Origin of the sequence: Microbispora sp. ATCC PTA-5024, assembly GCF_000511135.2 — a bacterium.
GTDB classification, from domain to species: domain Bacteria; phylum Actinomycetota; class Actinomycetes; order Streptosporangiales; family Streptosporangiaceae; genus Microbispora; species Microbispora corallina.
In genome coordinates, this window is sequence record NZ_KI866526.1 from 1 (window position 1) to 20,889 (window position 20,889).

The 20,889-nt window shown below is 71.6% G+C and carries 25 protein-coding genes; 15 read left to right on the plus strand and 10 right to left on the minus strand.

The annotated features are described in order from the left end of the window. Together MPTA5024_RS43970 and MPTA5024_RS30730 are read left to right on the plus strand one after the other, a co-directional pair. Positions 1–201 (plus strand): hypothetical protein (locus MPTA5024_RS43970; RefSeq protein ID WP_232326717.1); only part of this gene is annotated, 201 nt, incomplete at its 5' end. Positions 202–222: 21 nt separating this feature from the next. Further along, the gene (locus tag MPTA5024_RS30730) at positions 223–1,326 is read left to right on the plus strand and encodes a DNA glycosylase AlkZ-like family protein (protein ID WP_036331105.1); all 1,104 of its coding nucleotides are present in this window, start codon (positions 223–225) and stop codon (positions 1,324–1,326) included. A 92-nt stretch (positions 1,327–1,418) separates the two neighbouring features. Here the strand turns inward: MPTA5024_RS30730 and MPTA5024_RS30735 are convergent, their stop codons facing one another. Genes MPTA5024_RS30735 through pstS form a run of 5 tightly spaced genes read right to left on the minus strand, consistent with a single transcriptional unit; the run spans position 1,419 to position 5,904 of the window. Beyond that, positions 1,419–2,123, minus strand: coding sequence for a response regulator transcription factor (locus tag MPTA5024_RS30735; protein ID WP_232326718.1), 705 nt, complete (start codon positions 2,121–2,123; stop codon positions 1,419–1,421). 21 nt (positions 2,124–2,144) lie between these two features. Next, positions 2,145–2,921, minus strand: a complete 777-nt coding sequence (gene pstB, locus MPTA5024_RS30740) for a phosphate ABC transporter ATP-binding protein PstB (RefSeq protein WP_036331110.1) — start codon at positions 2,919–2,921, stop codon at positions 2,145–2,147. A gap of 3 nt (positions 2,922–2,924) precedes the next feature. Beyond that, positions 2,925–3,812 carry a phosphate ABC transporter permease PstA gene (gene pstA / locus MPTA5024_RS30745; protein WP_036331112.1) on the minus strand — a complete coding sequence of 296 codons (888 nt, stop codon included), beginning with the start codon at positions 3,810–3,812 and terminating at the stop codon, positions 2,925–2,927. Then, positions 3,809–4,789, minus strand: a complete 981-nt coding sequence (gene pstC, locus MPTA5024_RS30750) for a phosphate ABC transporter permease subunit PstC (protein ID WP_036331114.1) — start codon at positions 4,787–4,789, stop codon at positions 3,809–3,811. The genes pstA and pstC overlap by 4 nt, the downstream gene beginning before the upstream one ends. A gap of 5 nt (positions 4,790–4,794) precedes the next feature. Next, entirely contained in the window at positions 4,795–5,904 is a 1,110-nt protein-coding gene (gene pstS / locus MPTA5024_RS30755; protein ID WP_036331115.1) for a phosphate ABC transporter substrate-binding protein PstS, read from the minus strand. A gap of 164 nt (positions 5,905–6,068) precedes the next feature. Here pstS and MPTA5024_RS30760 point away from each other — a divergent pair, with 164 nt between their 5' ends. Beyond that, entirely contained in the window at positions 6,069–6,527 is a 459-nt protein-coding gene (locus tag MPTA5024_RS30760; RefSeq protein WP_036331961.1) for a low molecular weight protein-tyrosine-phosphatase, read from the plus strand. Beyond that, positions 6,514–7,308, plus strand: coding sequence for a fructosamine kinase family protein (locus tag MPTA5024_RS30765; RefSeq protein ID WP_036331117.1), 795 nt, complete (start codon positions 6,514–6,516; stop codon positions 7,306–7,308). The genes MPTA5024_RS30760 and MPTA5024_RS30765 overlap by 14 nt, the downstream gene beginning before the upstream one ends. A 7-nt stretch (positions 7,309–7,315) precedes the next feature. On the opposite strand, the gene hisN is transcribed toward MPTA5024_RS30765, so the two are convergent. Beyond that, positions 7,316–8,098 carry a histidinol-phosphatase gene (hisN, locus tag MPTA5024_RS30770; protein ID WP_036331119.1) on the minus strand — a complete coding sequence of 261 codons (783 nt, stop codon included), beginning with the start codon at positions 8,096–8,098 and terminating at the stop codon, positions 7,316–7,318. Between the two features lie 83 nt (positions 8,099–8,181). Between hisN and MPTA5024_RS30775 the strand changes: the two genes are divergently transcribed. Further along, positions 8,182–8,619: a DUF4442 domain-containing protein gene (locus tag MPTA5024_RS30775; protein ID WP_036331121.1), complete on the plus strand. Its 438-nt coding sequence runs from the start codon at positions 8,182–8,184 to the stop codon at positions 8,617–8,619. A gap of 6 nt (positions 8,620–8,625) precedes the next feature. On the opposite strand, the gene rsgA is transcribed toward MPTA5024_RS30775, so the two are convergent. Together rsgA and aroA are read right to left on the minus strand one after the other, a co-directional pair. Continuing rightward, on the minus strand, positions 8,626–9,666 hold the full coding sequence (gene rsgA, locus MPTA5024_RS30780; RefSeq protein ID WP_036331123.1) for a ribosome small subunit-dependent GTPase A: 1,041 nt from the start codon (positions 9,664–9,666) through the stop codon (positions 8,626–8,628). 82 nt (positions 9,667–9,748) lie between these two features. Next, the gene (gene aroA, locus MPTA5024_RS30785) at positions 9,749–11,089 is read right to left on the minus strand and encodes a 3-phosphoshikimate 1-carboxyvinyltransferase (RefSeq protein ID WP_051458896.1); all 1,341 of its coding nucleotides are present in this window, start codon (positions 11,087–11,089) and stop codon (positions 9,749–9,751) included. 87 nt (positions 11,090–11,176) lie between these two features. Here aroA and MPTA5024_RS30790 point away from each other — a divergent pair, with 87 nt between their 5' ends. Further along, positions 11,177–11,929 (plus strand): SOS response-associated peptidase, encoded by a 753-nt coding sequence (locus tag MPTA5024_RS30790; RefSeq protein ID WP_036331124.1) that lies wholly within the window; start codon positions 11,177–11,179, stop codon positions 11,927–11,929. A gap of 135 nt (positions 11,930–12,064) precedes the next feature. Next, the gene (locus MPTA5024_RS30795) at positions 12,065–12,397 is read left to right on the plus strand and encodes a TraR/DksA family transcriptional regulator (RefSeq protein ID WP_036331126.1); all 333 of its coding nucleotides are present in this window, start codon (positions 12,065–12,067) and stop codon (positions 12,395–12,397) included. A 27-nt stretch (positions 12,398–12,424) separates the two neighbouring features. On the opposite strand, the gene MPTA5024_RS30800 is transcribed toward MPTA5024_RS30795, so the two are convergent. Further along, a complete protein-coding gene (locus tag MPTA5024_RS30800) occupies positions 12,425–13,165 on the minus strand; it encodes a class I SAM-dependent methyltransferase (RefSeq protein WP_036331128.1) in 741 nt (246 codons plus the stop codon). A gap of 249 nt (positions 13,166–13,414) precedes the next feature. On the opposite strand from MPTA5024_RS30800, the gene MPTA5024_RS30805 reads away from it, so the two are divergent. The 7 genes from MPTA5024_RS30805 (at position 13,415) to MPTA5024_RS30835 (ending at position 20,012) form a co-directional block, all read left to right on the plus strand. Beyond that, a complete protein-coding gene (locus MPTA5024_RS30805) occupies positions 13,415–14,056 on the plus strand; it encodes a sigma-70 family RNA polymerase sigma factor (RefSeq protein WP_084370151.1) in 642 nt (213 codons plus the stop codon). Beyond that, positions 14,053–14,319 (plus strand): mycothiol system anti-sigma-R factor, encoded by a 267-nt coding sequence (rsrA, locus tag MPTA5024_RS30810; protein WP_036331130.1) that lies wholly within the window; start codon positions 14,053–14,055, stop codon positions 14,317–14,319. Before MPTA5024_RS30805 ends, rsrA begins: the two co-directional genes overlap by 4 nt. A 45-nt stretch (positions 14,320–14,364) precedes the next feature. Beyond that, positions 14,365–15,279 carry an NAD-dependent epimerase/dehydratase family protein gene (locus MPTA5024_RS30815; RefSeq protein WP_036331132.1) on the plus strand — a complete coding sequence of 305 codons (915 nt, stop codon included), beginning with the start codon at positions 14,365–14,367 and terminating at the stop codon, positions 15,277–15,279. Positions 15,280–15,590: 311 nt separating this feature from the next. Continuing rightward, positions 15,591–16,955 (plus strand): HD-GYP domain-containing protein, encoded by a 1,365-nt coding sequence (locus MPTA5024_RS30820; protein WP_332310641.1) that lies wholly within the window; start codon positions 15,591–15,593, stop codon positions 16,953–16,955. A 77-nt stretch (positions 16,956–17,032) separates the two neighbouring features. Then, positions 17,033–18,247 (plus strand): HD-GYP domain-containing protein, encoded by a 1,215-nt coding sequence (locus MPTA5024_RS30825; protein ID WP_084370223.1) that lies wholly within the window; start codon positions 17,033–17,035, stop codon positions 18,245–18,247. Positions 18,248–18,425: 178 nt separating this feature from the next. After that, positions 18,426–19,763, plus strand: coding sequence for an acetyl-CoA carboxylase biotin carboxylase subunit (locus tag MPTA5024_RS30830; protein ID WP_036331135.1), 1,338 nt, complete (start codon positions 18,426–18,428; stop codon positions 19,761–19,763). A 36-nt stretch (positions 19,764–19,799) separates the two neighbouring features. Next, a complete protein-coding gene (locus MPTA5024_RS30835) occupies positions 19,800–20,012 on the plus strand; it encodes a biotin/lipoyl-binding carrier protein (RefSeq protein ID WP_036331136.1) in 213 nt (70 codons plus the stop codon). Positions 20,013–20,166: 154 nt separating this feature from the next. Here MPTA5024_RS30835 and MPTA5024_RS30840 read toward each other — a convergent pair whose 3' ends face one another. After that, positions 20,167–20,544: a thioesterase family protein gene (locus MPTA5024_RS30840; protein ID WP_036331137.1), complete on the minus strand. Its 378-nt coding sequence runs from the start codon at positions 20,542–20,544 to the stop codon at positions 20,167–20,169. Positions 20,545–20,690: 146 nt separating this feature from the next. Here MPTA5024_RS30840 and bsaP point away from each other — a divergent pair, with 146 nt between their 5' ends. Beyond that, positions 20,691–20,873, plus strand: a complete 183-nt coding sequence (gene bsaP / locus MPTA5024_RS44750) for a biotin synthase auxiliary protein BsaP (protein WP_084370152.1) — start codon at positions 20,691–20,693, stop codon at positions 20,871–20,873. Positions 20,874–20,889: the final 16 nt, after the last annotated feature.

A 20,889-nucleotide genomic window follows, 5' to 3' on the forward strand; every position in this document is an offset into this window, starting at 1 on the left:
TCCCTCCGCACAACCATCACCCAGCGCCTCCGCGCAAACCAGCACCTCGCCCCTCCGCACAACCACCACCCCGGCGCCCCGCACAACGAACACGGTGTCGCCACCGGCACAAGGACCACCCGCCCATTCGTCTCGGCCGCGGATGCAACACAGCACAACGCGGATCAACAAACGACCGGACATCGCTTTTTGAACGGATGAGCGGCCGTCTACCCTCGGGGGGTGACCGTCCATGAGCTTTCGCGTACCGAGGCGCGCCGGATCGCTGTGCGCGCGCAGTTGCTCGACAGCTCGCGACCGGCTGCGCTGCTCGACGTGGTGCGTCATCTGACACTGTTGCAGCTCGACCCGACGGCGGCCGTCGCGCCGAACGTGGATCTGGTGGCGTGGAGCCGGCTCGGATCGTCGTACAGGCCGGCGGACCTTACGACGGCGCTGGAGAAGCGGGAGCTGATCGAGTTCAAGGCGCTGATCCGGCCTGCGGAGGATATGGCGCTGTACCGCGGCCAGATGGCCGAGTGGCCGGGGGCCGGCACGCTGACCGGATGGCAGGAACACCGACGGGACTGGGTGCGCGCCAACGAGGCGTGCCGCCTGGACATTCTCGCACGGCTCGGGGCGTCCGGGCCGTTGCCGTCGCGAGAGCTGCCGGACACCTGTGCGGTGCCGTGGACGTCGACCGGGTGGACGAACGACCGCAATGTGACGCAGTTGCTGGAGTTCATGGCGCTGCGGGGCGAGGTTGCCATCGCCGGCCGCAGTGGCCTTGAGCGGTTGTGGGACCTGGCGGAGCGGGTCTATCCCGACGACCCGGTGGTCCCGGTCGACGAGGCGCTGCGCATCCGGAACGAGCGAAGACTCCGCTCGCTCGGGATCGCCCGCGCCCGGACGCAGGAGGTGCCTGTCGAGCCGGCGGACGTGGGCGATGCCGGAGAGCCGGCGGTCGTCGAGGGGGTGAAGGGCACGTGGCGCGTCGATCCGTCGCAGCTGGGCCTGCCCTTCGATGGCCGGGCTGCGTTGCTGTCGCCGTTCGACCGGCTGGTCCATGACCGCAGGCGCACGGTCGAGCTCTTCGAGTTCGACTACCAGCTGGAGATGTACAAGCCCGCGGCGAAGCGCCGGTGGGGATATTTCGCGCTGCCGATCCTGTACGGCGACCGGCTGGTGGGGAAGCTCGACGCGAAGGCGGACCGTAAGGGCGGGGTGCTGCGGGTCGAGGCGATCCACGAGGATGTGCCCTTCACCGCGGCGATGACGGAGGAGGTCGGCCGCGAGATCGAGGACCTCGCCCGGTGGCTCGGCCTGGAGGTCCTCCGGACCCGCTGACGCTCCTCCCGACGCCGCCCCGGCCCCCGGCCGAGGACGCCCGCCGCCCGTGGACGCCGCCCGTGGACGCCCCCTGACGCCGCCGACCGTGGTCAGCCGGAGATGAGGCGGTACCCGACTCCGCGAACCGTCTGGATCACCGCGTCGTCGAGGTCGCCGAGCCTGGCCCGCAGCCGCTTCACGTGGACCGCGATGGTGTTCGTCGACATGCCGTCGCTCGAGTGCCACACGTTCCGCATGATCTGCTCGCGGGTGACCGTCCTGTCCGCGTTGCGCATCAGGTAGTGCAGCAGCTCGAACTCGCGCAGCGGCAGGTGGACGACGCGCCCGCCGACCTTCACCTGGTACGCCGTGACGTCGAGCTCGACGTCGCCGATGGTCAGCACGGTGCGGTTCGCGTCCTGCCGGCGGAAGGCGGCCTGGACCAGGGGCAGCAGCTCCGGCACCCGGTACGGCCGGGCGACGCAGGCGGTCGCCCCCGCCTCCAGGGCCTGCAGCGCCTGCTCGGCATCACTCCCGAAATCAATGCCGAGCAGCACCGGCACGGTTCGTGCGAGCCGTACGGCGCGCACGAAGTCGACGGGGCCGACGATCGGCAGGGACGCGCTGATCAGCACGGCGTCGGGCCGGAGCGCTCCGGCCTGGAGCAGCGCCTGGGCGCCGTCCGGCACGCCGGTCACGTCGACTCCTTCGGCCTGCAGAGCGGCCGAGAGCTGCCGTACGAGACCGGCGTCCGGATCGGCCACCAGGAGCATGGGCGCCGACCGAGTGTCCCCCTCCACTGCGGGTGCCGTCACCCGGGTCCTCCAATGCGCGTGTCAGCCGAAGCGCCCTGTGATGTAGTCCTCGGTCGCCTTCTCGGCAGGATTGGTGAAGATCTTCGAGGTCTCGTCCATCTCGACGAGCTTGCCGGGCTGACCCTGGGCCGCCAGGTTGAAGAACGCGGTCTTGTCGCTGACCCGCGCGGCCTGCTGCATGTTGTGGGTCACGATGACGATCGTGTACTCCTGCTTCAGCTTGGAGATCAGGTCCTCGATCGCCAGCGTGGAGATGGGGTCGAGCGCCGAGCAGGGCTCGTCCATCAGCAGGACCTGCGGCTGTACGGCGATGGCCCGCGCGATGCACAGGCGCTGCTGCTGACCGCCGGAGAGGCCGGCGCCGGGCTTGCCGAGCCGGTCCTTGACCTCGTTCCAGAGGTTGGCGCCCTTGAGGGAGTCCTCGACGACGCCCTCCAGCTCCGACCGGCTGAACCGGCCGTTGAGCCGGAGCCCGGCCGCCACGTTGTCGAAGATCGACATCGTGGGGAACGGGTTGGGCCGCTGGAACACCATGCCGATGGTCCGGCGGACCGACACGGGGTCGACGTCCTGGCCGTAGAGGTCCTGGTCCTCGAGCCGCACCTTTCCCTCGACGCGGGCGCCGGGGATGACCTCGTGCATGCGGTTGAGCGTACGCAGGAACGTGGACTTGCCACAGCCGGAGGGCCCGATGAACGCGGTGACCGAGCGGGGCTCGATCGTCATCGAGATGCCCTCGATGGCCTTGTGCGAGCCGTAGTAGGCGTCGAGCTCGGAGACCTCGATCTGCTTGGCCATTGTCTAGGACCCCCTCTTGGCGGGCGAACGCCACCACGCGATGAGGCGCGCCACCAGGTTGAGCAGCATGACGATCAGGATCAGCGTGAGGGCGCCGGTCCAGGCGCGGTCGATGGCGGTGTTCGTCGGGCGCTGCGCCTGATCGAAGACGTACAGAGGCAGACCCATCTGCGGCCCGTCGAACGGGTCGGTGTTGATGGAGTCCGTGATGAAGACGGTGAGGAGCAGCGGCGCGGTCTCGCCGGCCACGCGGGCGACGGCGAGCATGACGCCGGTGACGATGCCGGTGAAGGCGGTGGGCAGCACGACCTTGACGATGGTGCGCCACTTGGGCACGCCCAGCGCGTACGACGCCTCGCGCAGCTCGTGCGGGACGAGGCGCAGCATCTCCTCCGCGGACCGGACGACCACCGGCATCATCAGGATCGACAGCGCCAGCGCACCGGCGAAGCCGGAGTACGTCATGCCGAGGATGAGGATCCAGAACGCCAGGATGAACAGGCCGGAAACGACGGAGGGGACGCCGGTCATGACGTCCACGAAGAAGCTGATGATCCGCGACAGCCGGCCGCCGTTGCCGTACTCGACGAGGTAGACGGCGGTGAGCAGGCCGATCGGCACGGCGATGAGCGAGGCGAGCAGCACCTGCTCCAGGGTGCCGATGATGGCGTGGTAGGCGCCGCCGCCGGGGTCCGTCGCGCCGATGTTCCGCATCGAGTGGGTGAGGAACGTCAGGTCGAACCGCTTGAGACCGTTGCCGACGACGAGCCACAGCACGGACAGCAGCGGGATGACGGCCAGCGCGAACGACAGGTAGACGAGCACCTGGACGAATCTGTCCTTGGCTCGCCTGGCGGCCGAGATGGAGTGGATTCCGGTCTGTACGGTCACGCGGCGGCCCTCGAGTACTCCTTGCGGCGGGCGATGACGAAGCGGGCGCCCATGTTCACCAGCAGGGTGATGAGGAACAGGACGAGACCCGAGGCGATCAGCGCGCCGGTGCCGATGGGGGTCGCCTCGCCGAAGCCGTTGGCGATGTTGGCCGCGATGCTGTTGCCGTTCGGGCTGAGGACGCGCAGGGTGATGTTGAACGTCGCCGGGAAGATGAGGGCGACCGCGATGGTCTCGCCCATCGCGCGGCCGAGGCCCAGCATCGCGGCGCTGATGACGCCGGGCCGGCCGAACGGCAGCACCGACATCCGGATCATCTCCCAGCGGGTCGCGCCGAGCGCCAGCGCGGCCTCCTCCTGCATCTTGGGGGCCTGCAGGAAGACCTCACGGGAGATCGCGGCGATGATCGGGAGAATCATGATCGCGAGTACGAGCGACGCGGTGAGCATGTTCCTGCCCACCACCTGGTCGCCGCCGAACAGCGGGATCCAGCCGAAGTACTCGTTCAGGAACGACGAGGGCCCCAGCATGAACGGCACCAGGAACGTGACGCCCCACAAGCCGTACACCACGCTGGGGACGGCGGCGAGCAGGTCGACCACGTAGCCCAGGACCGAGGCGAGCCGGCGGGGCGCGTAGTGGGAGATGAACAGCGCGACGCCCACCGCCACGGGGGTGGCGATGACGAGCGCGAGGAGCGAGCTCACCACCGTTCCGAACGCGAGGGCCCCGATGCCGAACACCGGCTTCGCGGAGTTCGGTTGCCAGGTCAGCTCGGTCAGGAAGTGGGAGGTGTTCGCCTGGAGGGCGGGGACGGCCCTGACGACCAGGAAGACCCCGATCGCGGCCATCAGCGCCAGCAGGAAGACGCCGGCCGCGATCGAGACGAAGCGGAAGGGCGCGTCACCGCGGCTGCGCCGGAAGGCGGACCGGCGCACGGCCGGTCCGCTCTCCCTGCTGTGGAGTGATGTCGCCATCTGGATTAGGAGATGGCCTCGACGGCGGTGCGGACCTTGGTGAGGAGGCTGGCCGGCAGCGGGGCGTAGCCGAGGGTGGTCAGCGCCTGCTGGCCCTCGTCGCTGGCGGTGTAGGTCAGGAACGACTTCACCAGCTTCGAGTCGTCGGCCGACAGGCCCTTCTCACAGGTGATCTCGTAGGTCACCAGGACGATCGGGTAGGCGCCCGCGGCCTGGGTGGCGTAGTCGATCTTCAGCTTGAGGTCGTTGCCGGTGCCGACGATCTGGGCGGCCTCGACGGTCTTGGCGGCGCTGTCCGGGGTGAGCTCGACGAACTCGCCGGAGCCGTTGGCGACCTTGGCCTTCTGGAGCTGCGAGTTCTCGGCGAAGGACAGCTCGACGTAGCTGACCGCGCCCTCGGTGCTCTTGATCGCCGAGGCGATGCCGTCGGAGCCCTTGGCGCCCTGGCCCTGGGCCTCGGCCGGCCACGCCTTGGCGGGCTCGTACGGCCACTCGGCGGTCGCCTTGAGGAAGTTGGTGAAGTTGGCGCTGGTGCCCGACTCGTCCGAGCGGTGGAACGCCTGGATCGCGGTCGAGGGCAGCTTGGCGTTGGGGTTGTCCGCCTTGATGGCCGGGTCGTCCCACTTGGTGATCTTGCTGTTGAAGATGCCGCCGATGGTCTTCGGCGACAGCTGGAGGCCGTCCACGCCCGGCAGGTTGTAGACGACGGCGACGGGGCCGGTGACCATGGGCAGGTCGATGGCCTTGCCGGTCTTGCAGCGGGCGTCGGCCTGGGCGGGCTCGCCCTTGGCGTCGTCGAGGGCGGAGTCGGAGCCGGCGAAGGCCACGGTGCCCTGGATGAAGGACTGGACGCCGGCGCCGGAGCCGCTCGGCTGGTAGTTGACGCTGACGCCGGGGTTCTGCGACTGGAAGTTCTTCTTCCACTCCGCGATGGCGTTCGCCTGGGCCGACGAACCGGCGGCGTTGATGGTGCCCTTCAGGCCGCTGTCGTCTCCCTGGGCGGCGGCGGTCGAGGTGCTGTTCCCCGGGTCGTTGTTGTTGTCGGTCCCGCATGCGGCGAGCGACAGCACGCCGGCGATGGCGGCAACGGCGGCGAGCCGGCCTGCATACTTCACGGTTGTTCCTCCCCTATGTCACTTCAACAGCAGGGACAGTAAGGAGCAAAGGTGACCTCAAACCCTGGTAAAGGTGAACGAGTGGTGAACGGCCACGGTCACTCTCGTTGGGGCGTGAGACAGATAACGGCCAGGTCACGACGCTTATGGGGGAGGATCGGTTCATGAAGCGCGTATGTCTGGTCTGCATGGGGAACATCTGCCGGTCACCGATGGCCGAGATCGTTCTGCGCCGTACGCTGGCCGATCGCGGCCTTGACGTCGAGGTCGACAGCGCGGGCACCGGCGGGTGGCACGCGGGGGAGCCGATGGACGAGCGGGCGCTGGCGACGCTGACCGAGCACGGCTACGACGGCTCGGCTCACCGGGCGCGGCGGTTCGAGCCGGAGTGGTTCGCCGAGCGCGACCTGATCCTCGTGATGGACCGGGAGAACCTGCGCGCCCTCCGCCGCATCGCGCCCCCGGACGCGGACGTGCGGCTGTTCCGGTCCTTCGACCCGGCCGCGCCGGAGGGCGCCGAGGTCCCCGACCCCTACTACGGTGGGCGGCAGGGCTTCCTCGACGTTCTCCGCATGGTGGAGGCCGCCGCGGAGGGATTGGCGAAACACCTTGAGGATCACTAGGGACCTCGGCCGCAGCCACGACTGGAGCCTGCACGAGGCCGTGCTCGACGACGGCCGCAGGGTGTTCGTGAAGCAGGGCGCCGACTTCGCCGCGGAGGCTGCCGGGCTGCGCTGGCTCGCCGAGCCCGGGGCCGTCGCCGTCCCGGAGGTGGTCGAGGCGGACGGCGACCGGCTGGTGCTGGAGTGGATCGACACGGGGAGCGCCGCCGCGGACGCCGCCGAGCGGTTCGGGCGCGAGCTGGCCGCCCTGCACGCCGCCGGGGCGGAGGAGTTCGGGGCGCCGTGGCCCGGGATGATCGCCGAGCTGCCGATGGACAACGCCCCCGCGCCCGATTGGCCGTCGTTCTACGTCTCCCGCCGGGTGCTGCCGTTCGTCCGGCTCGCCCGCGACCGCGGCGCGCTGTCGCCCGGCGACGTCGCCCTGGTCGAGGAGGCGTGCGTGTACGCGCCGGAGGTCGCGGGGCCGCCGGAGCCGGCGAGCCGGCTCCACGGGGACCTGTGGAGCGGCAACCTGCTGTGGTCGGGCGGCCGCGTGGTGCTGGTCGACCCGGCCGCGCACGGCGGCCACCGGGAGACCGACCTCGCGATGCTCGCGCTGTTCGGCGCGCCGCACCTGAACACGATCCTCGGGGCCTACCGTGAGGCGGCGCCGCTCGCCGACGGCTGGCGCGGGCGGGTCCCGCTACACCAGATGCACCCGCTCGCCGTCCACGTCTGCCTGTACGGCGAGGCCTACCGGGGCAGTCTCCTCACCGCGGCCTCCGAGGTCCTCGCGCTCTGAGAGCCGTTCAGGGGCGGGCCAGGCGCTTGAGCACCTCGCCGTGGAGCAGGCCGTTCGTGCAGACGATGCTGCCGCCGTCGAGGGGCGGCGTGCCGTCGAGCGCGGTGCAGGCGCCCCCCGCCTCCTCCACGATGACGGTGAGGGCGGCCATGTCCCACGGGGACAGCTCGGGCTCGGCGGAGATGTCGACGGCGCCCTCGGCCACCAGCACATGGGACCAGAAGTCGCCGTACCCGCGGCTGCGCCAGACCGCCCGGGTGAGGTCGAGGAAGCCGTCGAGCCGGTCGCCCTTCTCCCACTCCTCCAGGTCGGAGTACGACAGGGACGCGTCGCCGAGCCGGCCGACGGACGACACCTGGCAGCGGCTGGCCTTGGTCAGACTGCGGCCGGTCCAGGCACCGCCGTCCTTCGCGGCCCACCAGCGGCGTCCGAGCGCGGGGGCCGACACGACGCCGACGACCACCTTGCCGCGTTCCATGAGGGCGATCAGCGTCGCCCAGACGGGGACGCCGCGGACGTAGTTCTTGGTGCCGTCGATGGGGTCGACGATCCAGGACCGCATCCCGTACCCGGTCATGCCGTACTCCTCGCCCATGATCGCGTCGCGGGGGCGGGCGCGGCGCAGGGTGCCGCGGATGGCCTCCTCGACGGCCCGGTCGGCGTCGCTCACCGGGGTGAGATCGGGCTTGGTGTCGACCTTCAGGTCCACGGCCTTGAACCGGCGCATCGTGATGTCGTCGGCGGCGTCCGCCATCACGTGGGCGAGCCGCAGATCGTCGCTGTATCCCATCACAGGCCCCAAGGTATCGCGCCGGGCCCCTCCGGCATCAGGCCCGGATCGCCCCGGACCGTACTGATCGGTAACATCCGGGCATGGACATCGGCGCCTTCATGCTCGGCAGCGTGCCCTTCGCGCGGCTGCTCGGTATCTCGTTCGACTCGATCGACTCCGGTACGGCCGTCGCGCGCATGCCCGACCGGGAGGATCTGCACAACCACGTGGGCGGACCGCACGCCGGGGCCCTGTTCTCGCTTGCCGAGTCGGCCTCCGGGGCGGCCATGCTGTCGGCGCTCGGCGACCAGCTCTCCCGGGCCGTGCCGCTCGCGACCGAGGCCCGTATCCGCTACGTCAAGCTGGCCAGGGGCGAGGTGACGGCCGAGGCGGTCCTGCGGGGCGAGCGCGCCGCGATCGTCGCGGAGCTCGACGACGGGAGGCGTCCCGAGTTCGAGGTGGAGGTCGCGGTCCGCGACTCGGCCGGCGTGGTCGTCTCGGAGGTCGTCGTCTCCTGGACCCTGCGGCCCAACCGCTGAGCCGGGTCAGTCGTCGTCGGACCCCTCGCGGCTGGTCAGCAGCCGCCGCAGCGACTCCAGCCGCGCGGGGTCGGCGTGCCCCTCGGCCACGAACCGGTCGAGGGCGCAGTCGTCGCCCAGGTGCGTGCAGCCCTTCGGGCAGGCGACCGCGGCCTCGTTGAGGTCGGGGAAGGCCACGAGCACGTTCTCCACCGCCACGTGGCCCAGCCCGAAGCTGCGCACGCCCGGCGTGTCGATGATCCAGCCGCCCTCGGGCAGCCTCAGCGCCACCGCCGAGGTCGAGGTGTGCCTGCCCCGGCCCGTCACCGCGTTGACGTGCGACACCGCCCGCCCCGCGTTGGGCACGAGGGAGTTCACCAGGGTCGACTTGCCGACCCCGGAGTGGCCGACCAGGACGCTGATCCGGCCGGTCAGGCGCTCGCGCAGCTCGTCCAGCGGGCCGCCCTTGCTCACCACGACGTACGGCACCCCGAGCGGCGCGTAGAAGGCGACCAGCTCGTCCGCCGGCGCGAGGTCCGACTTGGTGAGGCACAGCAGCGACTCGATGTCCGCGTCGAAGGCCGCGACCAGCAGGCGGTCGATCATCCGGGGGCGCGGCGGGGGATCGGCGAGCGCGGTGACGATGACGAGCTGGTGCGCGTTGGCGACGACCGGCCGCTCGACCTCGTCGTTGTCGTCCGCGCTGCGCCGCAGCATCGAGGTGCGCTCCTCGACCCGCACGATCCGCGCCAGCGTGTCGGGCCGTCCGGACACGTCGCCGACCAGCGCAACCCGGTCGCCGACCACGATGCCCTTACGGCCCAGCTCGCGCGCCTTCATCGCGACGACGAGGACAGGCTCGGCGTCCCGCCCGCGCCGGCCGCCACCCCCGGACGACGGCAGGGCCACCTCGTCGCGCCCCACCAGGCAGGTGTACCGGCCGCGGTCGACGGCGACGACGAACCCCTCGACCGCCTCACTGTGGGCAGGGCGGATCCGCGTCCGGGGCCGGGACCCCTTGCCCGGTCTGACCCTGACGTCGTCCTCGTCGTACTGCCGCTTTCTCAGTGCCCGCGCCCCGATCGTCTCGCGTGGCCGCCCGCGCGCGCGTGCGCGCGGATCGCCGTCGGGTCCACCGGGCGGCCGTCCGTCACCCGGTGCTGCCCAGCATCTCGGCCCACATGCGGGGGAACTCCGGCAGGGTCTTGCCCGTGGTCGCGATGTCCTCCACCTCGACGCCCGGCACGACGAGGCCGATCACGGCGCCCGCGGTGGCCATCCGGTGGTCGGCGTAGCTGTGGAACACCCCGCCCGACAGCGGCCGCGGACGGATCACGAGGCCGTCGTCGGTCTCGGAGGCGTCGCCGCCCAGACGGTTGATCTCGGTGGCCAGCGCCGTGATGCGGTCGGTCTCGTGCCCCCGGATGTGCGCCACGCCGCTGATCCGCGACGGCCCGTCGGCCAGCGCGGCGAGCGCGGCGACGGTCGGGGTCAGCTCGCTGACGTCGCGCAGGTCGGCCTCGATGCCGCGCACCCGGCCGGCGCCCGTCACCTGCAGCCCTCCGGGCACCCGGGTGACCGACGCGCCCATCTCGGCGAGCAGATGGCGCAACTGGTCGCCGCCCTGCGTCGTCTCCTCGGGCCAATCGGGGACGACGACCGTCCCCCCGGTGACGAGCGCGGCCGCCAGGAAGGGGGCGGCGTTGGACAGGTCGGGCTCGACCGTGACGTTCCGGGCCCGGATCGTCCCGGGCTGCACCCGCCACACGTCGGCCTCGGAGTCGTCGACCTCGACCCCGGCCTGGCGGAGCATGTGCACGGTCATCTCGATGTGCGGCATCGACGGCACGGGCGGCCCGCTGTGCCGTACGGTCACGCCCTTGTCGAAGCGCGCGGCCGCGAGCAGCAGACCGGAGATCATCTGTGAGGAGACCGAGGCGTCGAGCTCGACCTCGCCGCCGGCGACCGGGCCGCGGATCGTGAACGGCAGCGCGTCGTTGTCGACCGACGCGCCGAGCGCGCGCAGCGCGCCCAGAATCGGGCCCATCGGCCGCTTGCGCGCGGGGGCGTCGCCGTCGAAGGACACCGGGCCGTCGGCGAGCGCGGCGACCGGCGGCACGAACCGCATGACCGTGCCGGCGAGGCCGACGTCGACCGACACGCCGCCCCTGACCGGATGGGGCGTGACCGCCCAGTCCACCCCGGACGGCGTCTCGTTCGAGGGCGCCATCTCCGCGCCGAGCGCGCGCAGGGCGGCGGCCATGAGGTCGGCGTCGCGGCTGCGCAGGGCCAGCCGTACGGCGCCGGGGGCGTCGGCCAGCGCGGCGAGCAGCAGCGCGCGGTTGGTCACCGACTTCGATCCCGGCAGCCGGACGGTCGCGCGGACCGGTCCGGACGCGACCGGCGCGGGCCAGTGCGCGACGCCGGCGGAACCGTCTGCGTGGGCGTCACGGGGCTCGGCGCCGCCGGACGCGGACTGCGGAGAGGCCATGCCCACAAGCTTATCGGCAGCCCCTTCCCGTAGGGCGTCCCGATCGCGGGGGCGCGCGGGCCGCGGGGAAATGGCAGTCTTGAGGACATGTGCGGGAGGTACGCGTCAGCGCGCAAGAAGCAGGAGTTGCTGGAGGAGTTCGAGGTGGAGCTGGACGGCGTCCCCGACTCCGAGCTCCGGCCCGACTACAACGTCGCCCCCACCAAGAACGTCTACGCCGTGATGTGCCGCGTCCCGAAGGACGAGGACGGGAAGGCGGCCGGCCGGCCGGTGCGGCAGCTGCGCACGGTCCGGTGGGGCCTGGTGCCGAGCTGGGCCAAGGATCCGTCCGTCGGCTCACGCATGATCAACGCGCGGGTGGAGACGGTCGGCGAGAAGCCGTCCTACCGCAGGGCGTTCGCGTCGCGTCGCTGCCTGCTGCCCGCCGACGGCTACTACGAGTGGATGACGCTGGAGTCCAAGAAGAAGCAGCCCTACTTCATCCACCCGGCCGACGGCGGTGTGCTCGCGATGGCGGGTCTGTACGAGTTCTGGAAGGACCCGGCCCGCGACGACGACGACCCGCTCAAGTGGTTGTGCACCTGCACGGTCATCACCACCACGGCCGAGGACAAACTGGGCCGCATCCACGACCGCATGCCGATGATGATCGAGCGCGACCACTGGGGCGAGTGGCTCGACCCCCGGGTCTCCGACCCCGCGCGGCTCCTGGTGCCCGCCGGGCCGGACCGCCTCGCGGTCTACCCCGTGTCCACCACGGTGAACGACGTCCGCAACAACGGCCCCGAGCTGATCGAGCCGATCGAGGACGAGGGAGAGGCCGCGGCGTCCTCCTCGTGAAAGTCCAATGGTGTAAGTAGGTCGCGAAGTGGGCATCCGGTGAACAAAGCGGTTCACGCCCCGTGAACGGCTGCTGACCTGCCAGGAGGCCGGGGCTCCTCGGCGGGTGCCCCCCACTCCCGGAGGTGCGGATTCGTGGACGACGCGACCGCGCGTATGCGCCTGGAAACCATGCTCCATGAGCTCGACCGGTCCATCGGCGTGCTCAAGGGGGATCCGGTCGCCCTTCAGGACAGGTCCGCCGCGGACGCGGGCGCCGATCTCACCGACGCCGACAGGACCCAGGCGATGATCGACGCCGCGAAGCGGCAGCGGACGGCCGTGCTCGCGGCGCTCAAACGGCTCGACGACGGGGGCTACGGCCAGTGCGTCGACTGCGGCAGGCCGGTCCCGGAGGGCAGGCTGGAGGCCCGCCCCGAGGCGGCCCGCTGCGTGCAGTGCCAGGCGCGCGTGGAGCGGCGCAGGTAGAGGGGCGGGGGGCCGCCGCGATGGCGTTCACTCGGGCTTTCGCACGCCGGCCACGAGGTGGATGCCCACCGTGTCGTCGCCGTCGGCCCGCGTCTCCAGCTCGGTCCGCACGAGCCACGACAGCGACCGGCTCTCCGAGCTGAGCACGTGGTCGACCGTGGAGGGGGACAGGACGGTCCGTGGCCGGATCCAGTCCACCTCCAGCCCGGCGCCGGTGACCAGCTCGCGCACCTGCTGGCTGGTGAAGCACCGCGTGATGCTGCCGTCCGGCCAGGGGATGAGCATGACCTCGCCGGTCTGGCACAGGTGCGCCCAGTAGTTCTGCTCGGCCAGGATCGCCATCCCGAGGACCAGCGAGTCGACGCACAGCAGGGCCCGGCCGCCCGGCTTCAGCACGCGGGCCACGTCGTCGATCACCGACTCGGCCATGATCTCCACGGACAGGGCCCGCTCCTCGGCGATGACGCCGTCGACCGAGCCGTCCGGCAGGAACCCGAGGTCGTCGGCGCGCACCTTCTGGATGCGGTCGGAGGCGTCGCGCAGCCAGGGGTCGGCCGGCCGGCGGAAGTCCATGACCTCGATCACCCGGTGCCCCGCGCGGGCCGCCTGCGCGGGCCAGCGCCCGCGCCCGCCCGACAGGTCCAGCAGCAGGGACGGACGCTTGGGGAGCCACTGGCGCAACTGCTCGGCGACCACCGCGTGGTAGAAGGTCCAGTACGGCCCGAGCGTGCCCGAGCCGTTGAGTTCGTTGGCCGGAATGGGCAGCACGAGCGGCTCCTGGACTCTGGCTATCTCGGAAGATCGCATGAGATAGCGAAAACACGGTTTCCGGGCTACCAGCCGGTGCATGGTTTTTTCCCCGCACAGGGTCGTTCGTCACCTGAAACTGCACCGGGAACAGACTCTACGCCCGCCCTGTTGCAGATGTGCGTGAAGACGTTGGTGCTGCCAGAAGCCCTCGACGGGTTCGCTGTCCCCGGGCCGGTATCCTCGGCTGGGTACGGCGTTCCGAAGGGGGTGGGTCCGGTCTCCAAGACAGTCGAGGAGACTCTGGAGCAGCGCAGCGAGCGGTTCGAGCGCGACGTCATGCCGTATCTCGACCAGCTCTACTCGGCCGCGCTCCGGATGACCCGTAACGCAGCCGACGCGGAGGACCTCCTGCAGGAGACCTTCGCCAAGGCTTTCGCGTCGTTCCACCAGTTCCAGGCGGGAACGAACCTGAAGGCCTGGCTCTACCGCATCCTCACCAACACCTTCATCAACAGCTACCGGAAGAAGCAGCGGGAGCCCAAGCAGGCCGGTACCGAGGAGATCGAGGACTGGCAGCTCGCGCGGGCCGAGTCGCACACCTCGAGCGGGCTGAAGTCCGCCGAGATCGAGGCGCTCGAGCACCTTCCCGACAGCGACGTGAAGGACGCGCTCGCCGCTCTTCCGGAAGAGTTCCGCATCGCCGTCTACCTGGCGGACGTGGAGGGCTTCCCGTACAAGGAGATCGCCGAGATCATGGGCACTCCGATCGGGACCGTCATGTCGCGCCTCCACCGGGGACGCCGGCAGTTGCGGAACCAACTCCAGGACTACGCACGCGACCGCGGACTCGTGCGGCCGGACTCCCGCGGCGGAGGCCTCGACGAGTCGCCCGGTGAGGAGGGGTCATGAGCTGCGGGAGACACCACGACACGCCGTGTAGCGAGGTCCTGGACCGCGTCTACACCTATCTGGACGGCGAGCTCGACAGCGGCCGGTGCGCGGAGATCCGCCAGCACCTCGACGAGTGCGGGCCCTGCCTCGAGGAGTACGGCCTCGAGGAGGCCGTCAAGCGGCTCGTGGCCAAGCACTGCGGCTGCGACCCGATGCCCGAGGACCTCCGGGCCCGCGTCCTGACCCGCATCGAACAGGTCCGCGCCGAGCTGACCGAGTAGCCGCCCCACTAGGATCTGCCCTTACATCGCTGGGAAGGGCGGGACATGCGGGTACTGGTCACGGGTGGAGCGGGTTTCATCGGGTCGAACCTGGTCGACCGTCTGCTGGCGGACGGCCACGAGGTCGCCGTGGTGGACGACCTGTCGTCGGGACACAACCGCAACGACGCCGCCCCCCTTCACGTGATGGACGTCAGGGACCCCGCTCTCGCCGGCATCGCCGAGCGGTGGCGCCCCGAGGCGATCTGCCATCTGGCGGCCCAGATCAGCGTCCGCAGGAGCGTCGCCGACCCCCTGGCGGACGCCCGCACGAACGTCGAGGGCACCGTCAACGTCCTGGAGGTCGCCCGCCGGGCCGGCGCCCGCAAGGTCGTCTACGCCTCCTCCGTCGCCGTCTACGGCAGGCCGGCCGCCATCCCGGTCCCCGGCGACGCCGCCACCGACCCCCGCTCGCCGTACGCCGCCTCGAAGCTGGCCGGCGAGCTGTACCTCGCCACCTACCGGGCGCTGCACGGGCTCGAGTACACGACGCTCGTGCTGTCGAACGTCTACGGGCCGCGCCAGTCGCCCGAGGGCGAGGCCGGGGTGGTCGCCATCTTCACCGACGCACTGCTGACCGGCGGCCCGACCGTCGTGTACGGCGAGGGCGCGCAGACCCGCGACTACGTCTTCGTGGAGGACGTGGTCGACGGCTTCGCCCGCGCCTGCGGCCCCGGCGGAGACGGCCGCAGGTTCAACCTCGGCACCGGGGTCCAGACGACCGACCGCGAGCTCCACTCGCTCGTCGCGGCGGCCGCCGGCGCCCCCGACGAGCCCCACTTCGAGCCGCCGCGGCTCGGCGACCTGCCGGCCATGGCCGTCGACCCCGCCCCCGCCCTGGAGGGGCTCGGCTGGCGCCCCCGCACCGATCTCGCGTCCGGCTTGAAGGCCACCGTGGAGTGGGCGCGGGAGGCCCGCTGACGCGTCCCGGCATCCCCCGCCAAACCAGTGCAATTGCACGCGCTGTGATGGCTTGATTACGTTTTGGCCGCGAAGGCGCGACACACCTGACCGGCGATGCGGCCTTCTGTAGCCTGAAGGGCGAATCGACGTGGAGGCGGCGCAATGCTCGGGAAGACCGTCGTCAGGCTGCTGGTGGCGCTGACGCTGCTCACTCCGGTGATCGCCCTCGGGGGCGTGCTCGCCGGTACACCGGGGATCTCCTGGACCTAGGTCATGTCCGTGGGCCCGCCGGGCGCCGGCGGGTCCGCGGTTCTCCTTCCTCACCCAAGGTGGCCGCATTGCGGGAACTGCCGTGGCCTGCCAAGGTCTACTTCGTCGCACTCGTGGGGACCGCCGGTCTCCTGCTCGCGCGCGGCACCCTCATGCCGCCCGCCCTCACCGGCGTCGACTGGTCCACCCTGCTGGTGCTCGCCCTCCTCTTCCTGCTCTGCGAATCGGTCCCGACCCTGCTGAACGTCCCGCAGGTCGCGGTCTCGGTCAGCTACTCCGCCGCCCTGGCGGCCGTCGTGCTGGTCGGGCCGGAGGGGGCCGCGCTCGTCGGCCTGACCGCCGTGTTCAGCGTCCGCCCCGGGCTCCCGCTCGTGAAGCGCCTGTTCAACGGCGGGCAGTACGCCATCTGCGGCTACGCCGCGGGCTGGGCGTACGAGCGGGCGGGCGGCACGCTCGGCCTGCCGCACGTGTCCGACTTCCCCGGCATCCTCGTGCCGTACGCGGCCGCCACGGCGGCGTTCGTGGCCATCAACTTCGTGCTGACCGCCATCATGCTCAACCTCGCCGCGGTCGTCGGCAGGGACCAGGTGTCGCTGCGCTCGGTGGTGCAGTTCCTCGCGTCGTACGTCGGTTACGCGATCTTCGGTCTGCTGATCGCCGCGCTGTGGTCGACAGTGGAGTCGATCTCGACGGTGCTCGTGCTGCTGCCGCTGTTCGTGGCCCGGTGGGCGCTCGGCCACTACCACGCCGAGCAGCGGTCGTACGACGCGACGATCGCGGCGCTGTGCCAGGCGGTGGAGACGAAGGACTACTACACGCGCGGCCACTGCACGCGGGTCTCGGCCGCCTCCTCCATGATCGGTGAGGAGATCGGCATGGGCACCGAGCGCCTGCGGGCCATCCGGTACGCCGGCATGCTGCACGACGTGGGCAAGCTCGGCGTGCCCACCAAGGTCCTGCAGAAGGAGGGCAGGCTCACCGAGGAGGAGTACGCCGCGATCCAGTTGCACCCGATGCGGGGCCTGGAGATCGTGCGCGGGATCGACTTCCTCGACGAGGCGTACGCCGGGATCATGCACCACCACGAGCGGCACGACGGCAAGGGCTACCCGATGGGCCTGGCCGGCCCGGAGATCCCGGAGTTCGCGCGGATCATCGCGGTGGCCGACGCGTTCGACTCGATGACCTCCGACCGGTCGTACCGGAAGGCGAAGACGATCGAGTTCGCGGTGGCGGAGCTGCAGAAGAACGCGGGCACACAGTTCGACCCGCTCATGGTGAGCGCGTTCGTCAAGGCGCTCGGCCGGGACGGCTGGCACCCGCCGGAGACCGTGCCCGTCCCGCCCGGCGACCTTCCGGTCGAGACGACGATGAAGGACCACGACGACCCGACGGCCCCTATCCAGGTGGTGTCCGAGCGGTGAGGGAACGCCGGCTGGCCGCCGTGCGGCCGTCCCAGGGCCTCGACTCGGGCCAGCTCCTGCTGATCTGCGCCGCCGGCATGCTCACGGTCGCGGCCATCTCGCACACGGCCGCCGTGGGCCTCGAGGCGCCGCGCGTGGCGGTCGGCTTCGGCGCGCTCATCGCGGCAGGGGAGCTCGCCCGGCTGACCATGCCGGGCAACCGCGAGGTCGCCCCGGTGTCCACGGCCGCCGCGCTGGGATACGCGCTGCTGCTCGACGTGGGTGGCGCCGAGGCCAGGCACTCGGCGCTCCAGGTCGTCGCCGTGATGGCGGTCGGGATGATCGCAGGCGGCCTGCCGCACGTCGCGGTCGGGCGCCCGCCGCGTCTCGACGCCATGGCCCGGCGGCTGCTCGCCGGGTCATTGCTGGCCTTCGCGTACCGGCCGTTCGCGCACAGCCTGTTCGAGAGCTCCCGTGACCGGCCGGGGGAGCACGGCGACTGGTGGCTCGCCCTGGGCGTGATGGCCGTGCTCGTCACGGTCATGCTGACGGCGGACGTCGTCATCGCGGCCATGCTGCGGGCCGAGCAGGTCAGGACCGCGTTCGGCGTCGCGCTGCGGGACGAGATCCGGATGGGCGCGCCGCTCGGCGCGGCCGTCGCGGCCTCCGGCATGCTGCTCGCGCTCGCCTCGCACAGCATGGACATGACCGCGCTGCCGGCGTTCGCCGCGCCGCTGCTGGTCACGCAGGTGGCCTTCCGCAAGTACGCGGGGATCCGGGCGACCTACCTGCAGACCGTCCGGGCGCTGAGCAGGGTCACCGAGGTCGGCGGCTACGTCGAGCCCGGCCACTCCCGCCGGGTCAGCCAGCTCTCCCTCGCCATCGGGCGGGAGCTCGGCATGTCGGAGCCCCAGTTGCTGGAGCTGGAGTACGCGGCGCTCATGCACGACATCGGCCAGCTCTCCCTGCGCGACCCGATCCCCGGCGGGGCCACCGTGCTCGCCGACCCCGTCCAGGCCCGCCGCATCGCCGAGCTGGGGGCCGAGGTGATCCGCAAGACCGGCGTCCTGCACGCCGTCGCCGAGATCGTCCGGCGGCAGTGCGACACGGTCGCCGAGGGTCCCCCCGCCGCCAGCAGGATCATCAAGGCCGCCAACGCGTACGACGACCTGATCAGCGGGTCGACCGACCGGGACAGGGCCGCCGCGGCGCTGGAACGGCTCCGGCTGGCCGGCGGCACCGAGTACGACCCCGCGGTCGTCGAGGCGATGGCCCGCGTCGTCGACCGGCTCGTGCTCGTGACCCGCCTGTGAGCGGCCCCTGTCACATCGGCTGCACGGATGTCACGCACTTGTAGCAGACGTCGCACCGGAGGGCCTTCAACGGCACGCCGGGCGCCGCGATGTTGTGGCGACCCTACAGAATCGCCCTTCGTGTTCAGTCGGAAACGGGCGGGGGGCGGGGCCGGTGGATCACCCTAGAGTTGGCTGCGTGCTCGACTCAGTTCTCGTCGCCAACCGCGGGGAAATCGCCCGCCGCGTCCTCCGCACGGTCAGGGGCATGGGGCTGCGCGCCGTCGCCGTCCATTCCGAGGCGGACGCCGACCTGCCGTTCGTGACCGAGGCCGACGACGCCGTCCTGCTCGGCCCGGCCGCACCCGCCCAGAGCTACCTCGACACCGCCAAGGTCATCGAGGCCGCCCGGGCCACCGGCGCGCGGGCGATCCACCCCGGGTACGGCTTCCTGTCGGAGAACGCGGCGTTCGCCCGCGCGGTCGTCGACGCCGGCCTCGTCTGGATCGGCCCCGACCCCGCCGCGATCGAGCGGATGGGCGACAAGATCAACGCGCGCAACCTGATGGAGGAGGCCGGGGTCCCGGTCGCCGCCGGCACCAGGGAGCCGGTGTCCGACCTCGACGCCGCCGCCCGCGCCGCGCGGGAGATCGGCTACCCCGTCATGGTCAAGGCGGCCGGAGGCGGCGGCGGCATCGGCATGGGGGTCGCGCGCGACGACGCCTCGCTCGCCAAGGCGTTCGAGCAGGCGTCCCGCGCGGCCGCCCGCTTCGGCGGCTCGGGCGCCGGGCCGGCCATCCTGCTGGAGCGGTACATCGAGCGGGCGCGCCACGTCGAGGTGCAGATCCTCGGCCTGGCCGACGGCACGGTCGTGGCGCTGGGCGAGCGCGACTGCTCGGTCCAGCGGCGGCACCAGAAGGTCGTCGAGGAGAGCCCGTCCCCCGGCCTCACCCCTGAGCTGCGCGAGCGCATGCTGGCCGCGGCCGTGCGGGCGGGGGAGGCGGTGGCCTACCGCGGCGCCGGCACCGTGGAGTGCCTGGTCGACGCCGACGCGCAGGACTTCGTGTTCCTGGAGATGAACACCCGCCTCCAGGTGGAGCACCCCGTCACCGAGCTGGTCACCGGGCTCGACCTGGTGGAGCACCAGATCCGCGTCGCCGCCGGGGAGGTGTACGGCCTGGAGGTCCGGCCGCGGGGCCACGCCATCGAGTTCCGGGTGTACGCCGAGGACCCGAAGCGGTTCCTGCCCGGCCCCGGCAAGATCGACGTGTGGGAGGAGCCGTCCGGCGAGGGAATCCGCGTCGACTCCGGCTACACGGCGGGCAACACGGTCACGCCGTTCTACGACCCGCTCATGGCCAAACTCTGCGTGTACGGCGAGACGCGGGAGGAGGCCCTGGCCCGCGGGCGGGAGGCGGTCGCCGCGTTCCGCGTGGAGGGGCCCAAGAACAACCTGCCGTTCTGCGCCGAACTGCTGGACCACCCCGACTTCGTGAGCGGGGACTACGACACCGGGCTCGTCTCCCGTATGAGATGAGCCCGATCTGCTGAACCTATAGATGGGAGTTCCGCGGTGCCCGAGGTACGCGCCGAGATGGTGGCGAACGTGTGGAAGATCGTCGTGGCGGAGGGCGACGCCGTCGAGGAGGGCGACACGCTCGTCATCCTCGAGTCGATGAAGATGGAGATCCCCGTCATCGCCGAGGACGCCGGCAGGGTGGCCCAGCTCAAGGTGGCGGAGGGCGACGTCGTCCAGGAGGGCGACCTCATCGCCGTCATCGAGTAGCGCGGCCGATCCCGGACGCCGCTCACCCCGGCCCGCCGGTGTGGCTGTGCCGGGCGGTGCCGGGCGGTGCCGGGCGGTGCCGGGCGGTGTCCGGGCGCGGCCGAGGGGCGGTCTCCGGGCTGGGCGGGGCCGAGGGGCGGTCTCGGGCGCGGCGTCAGAGGCGGGACAGGAAGCGCTCCCGGTCGACGACCACGCGCTCGATCGTGCCGGTGGCGACGACGGCTCCCGTCTTGTCCACGGCCGTCACGGAGAACACCAGCCGCCTGCCGTCCACCTCGGTCAGCTCCGTGACGATCTCGACGTGCATGCCCACCGGGCTCGGCCGCAGATGGTCGAGCCGGATCTTCGTGCCCACGGAGGTCTGGCCGGGCTCCAGATGGTGCTGCACCGCCTTGACCGTCGTCGCCTCGGCGAAGGCCAGCAGGCGCGGTGTGCCGAGGACGGGGACGTCGCCGCTGCCCACCCGGATGGCGGTGTCCCCCCGCTCGACCATGATCAGGACCTCGGCGCGCAGGCCGGGAGCGAGACTCATGCGGGTCAGCCTATTGGCCCGCGCCTGCGAGGCCTGCCGGCTCGTTGTTCCTTGGCCTGCCGGCTCATCCGTCCGCGGCCCCGCGGGGACGGCCAGGGGCCGTTTTCACGGGTTCCGCGGGCGCGCACCGGCTAGGGTGATGCATTGTGGACCTCTACTGCGATCACTGCGGCCTGCCGGCCGACGACGGTGATCACGCGGCCTGCCGCGCCGCCAGGACGATGGAGCCGCCGCGGTACTGTCCGAGCTGCCGTCGCCGCATGGTCGTCCAGGTGACCCCGCGGAGCTGGTCGGCCACCTGCTCTCAGCACGGCACTACGGACGGGTAACAGATAGGCTCGACAT

Bases quoted from the DNA above. Each gene is read 5' to 3' on its own strand.
- MPTA5024_RS30825 (WP_084370223.1), top strand. From the start codon at position 17,033: ATGCTCACGGTCGCGGCCATCTCGCACACGGCCGCCGTGGGCCTCGAG.
- aroA (WP_051458896.1), bottom strand. From the start codon at position 11,089: ATGGCCTCTCCGCAGTCCGCGTCCGGCGGCGCCGAGCCCCGTGACGCC.
- pstC (WP_036331114.1), bottom strand. From the start codon at position 4,789: ATGGCGACATCACTCCACAGCAGGGAGAGCGGACCGGCCGTGCGCCGG.
- pstB (WP_036331110.1), bottom strand. From the start codon at position 2,921: ATGGCCAAGCAGATCGAGGTCTCCGAGCTCGACGCCTACTACGGCTCG.
- hisN (WP_036331119.1), bottom strand. From the start codon at position 8,098: ATGGGATACAGCGACGATCTGCGGCTCGCCCACGTGATGGCGGACGCC.
- MPTA5024_RS30760 (WP_036331961.1), top strand. From the start codon at position 6,069: ATGAAGCGCGTATGTCTGGTCTGCATGGGGAACATCTGCCGGTCACCG.
- MPTA5024_RS30815 (WP_036331132.1), top strand. From the start codon at position 14,365: ATGCGGGTACTGGTCACGGGTGGAGCGGGTTTCATCGGGTCGAACCTG.
- rsrA (WP_036331130.1), top strand. From the start codon at position 14,053: ATGAGCTGCGGGAGACACCACGACACGCCGTGTAGCGAGGTCCTGGAC.
- MPTA5024_RS30775 (WP_036331121.1), top strand. From the start codon at position 8,182: ATGGACATCGGCGCCTTCATGCTCGGCAGCGTGCCCTTCGCGCGGCTG.
- MPTA5024_RS30790 (WP_036331124.1), top strand. From the start codon at position 11,177: ATGTGCGGGAGGTACGCGTCAGCGCGCAAGAAGCAGGAGTTGCTGGAG.
- MPTA5024_RS30840 (WP_036331137.1), bottom strand. From the start codon at position 20,544: ATGAGTCTCGCTCCCGGCCTGCGCGCCGAGGTCCTGATCATGGTCGAG.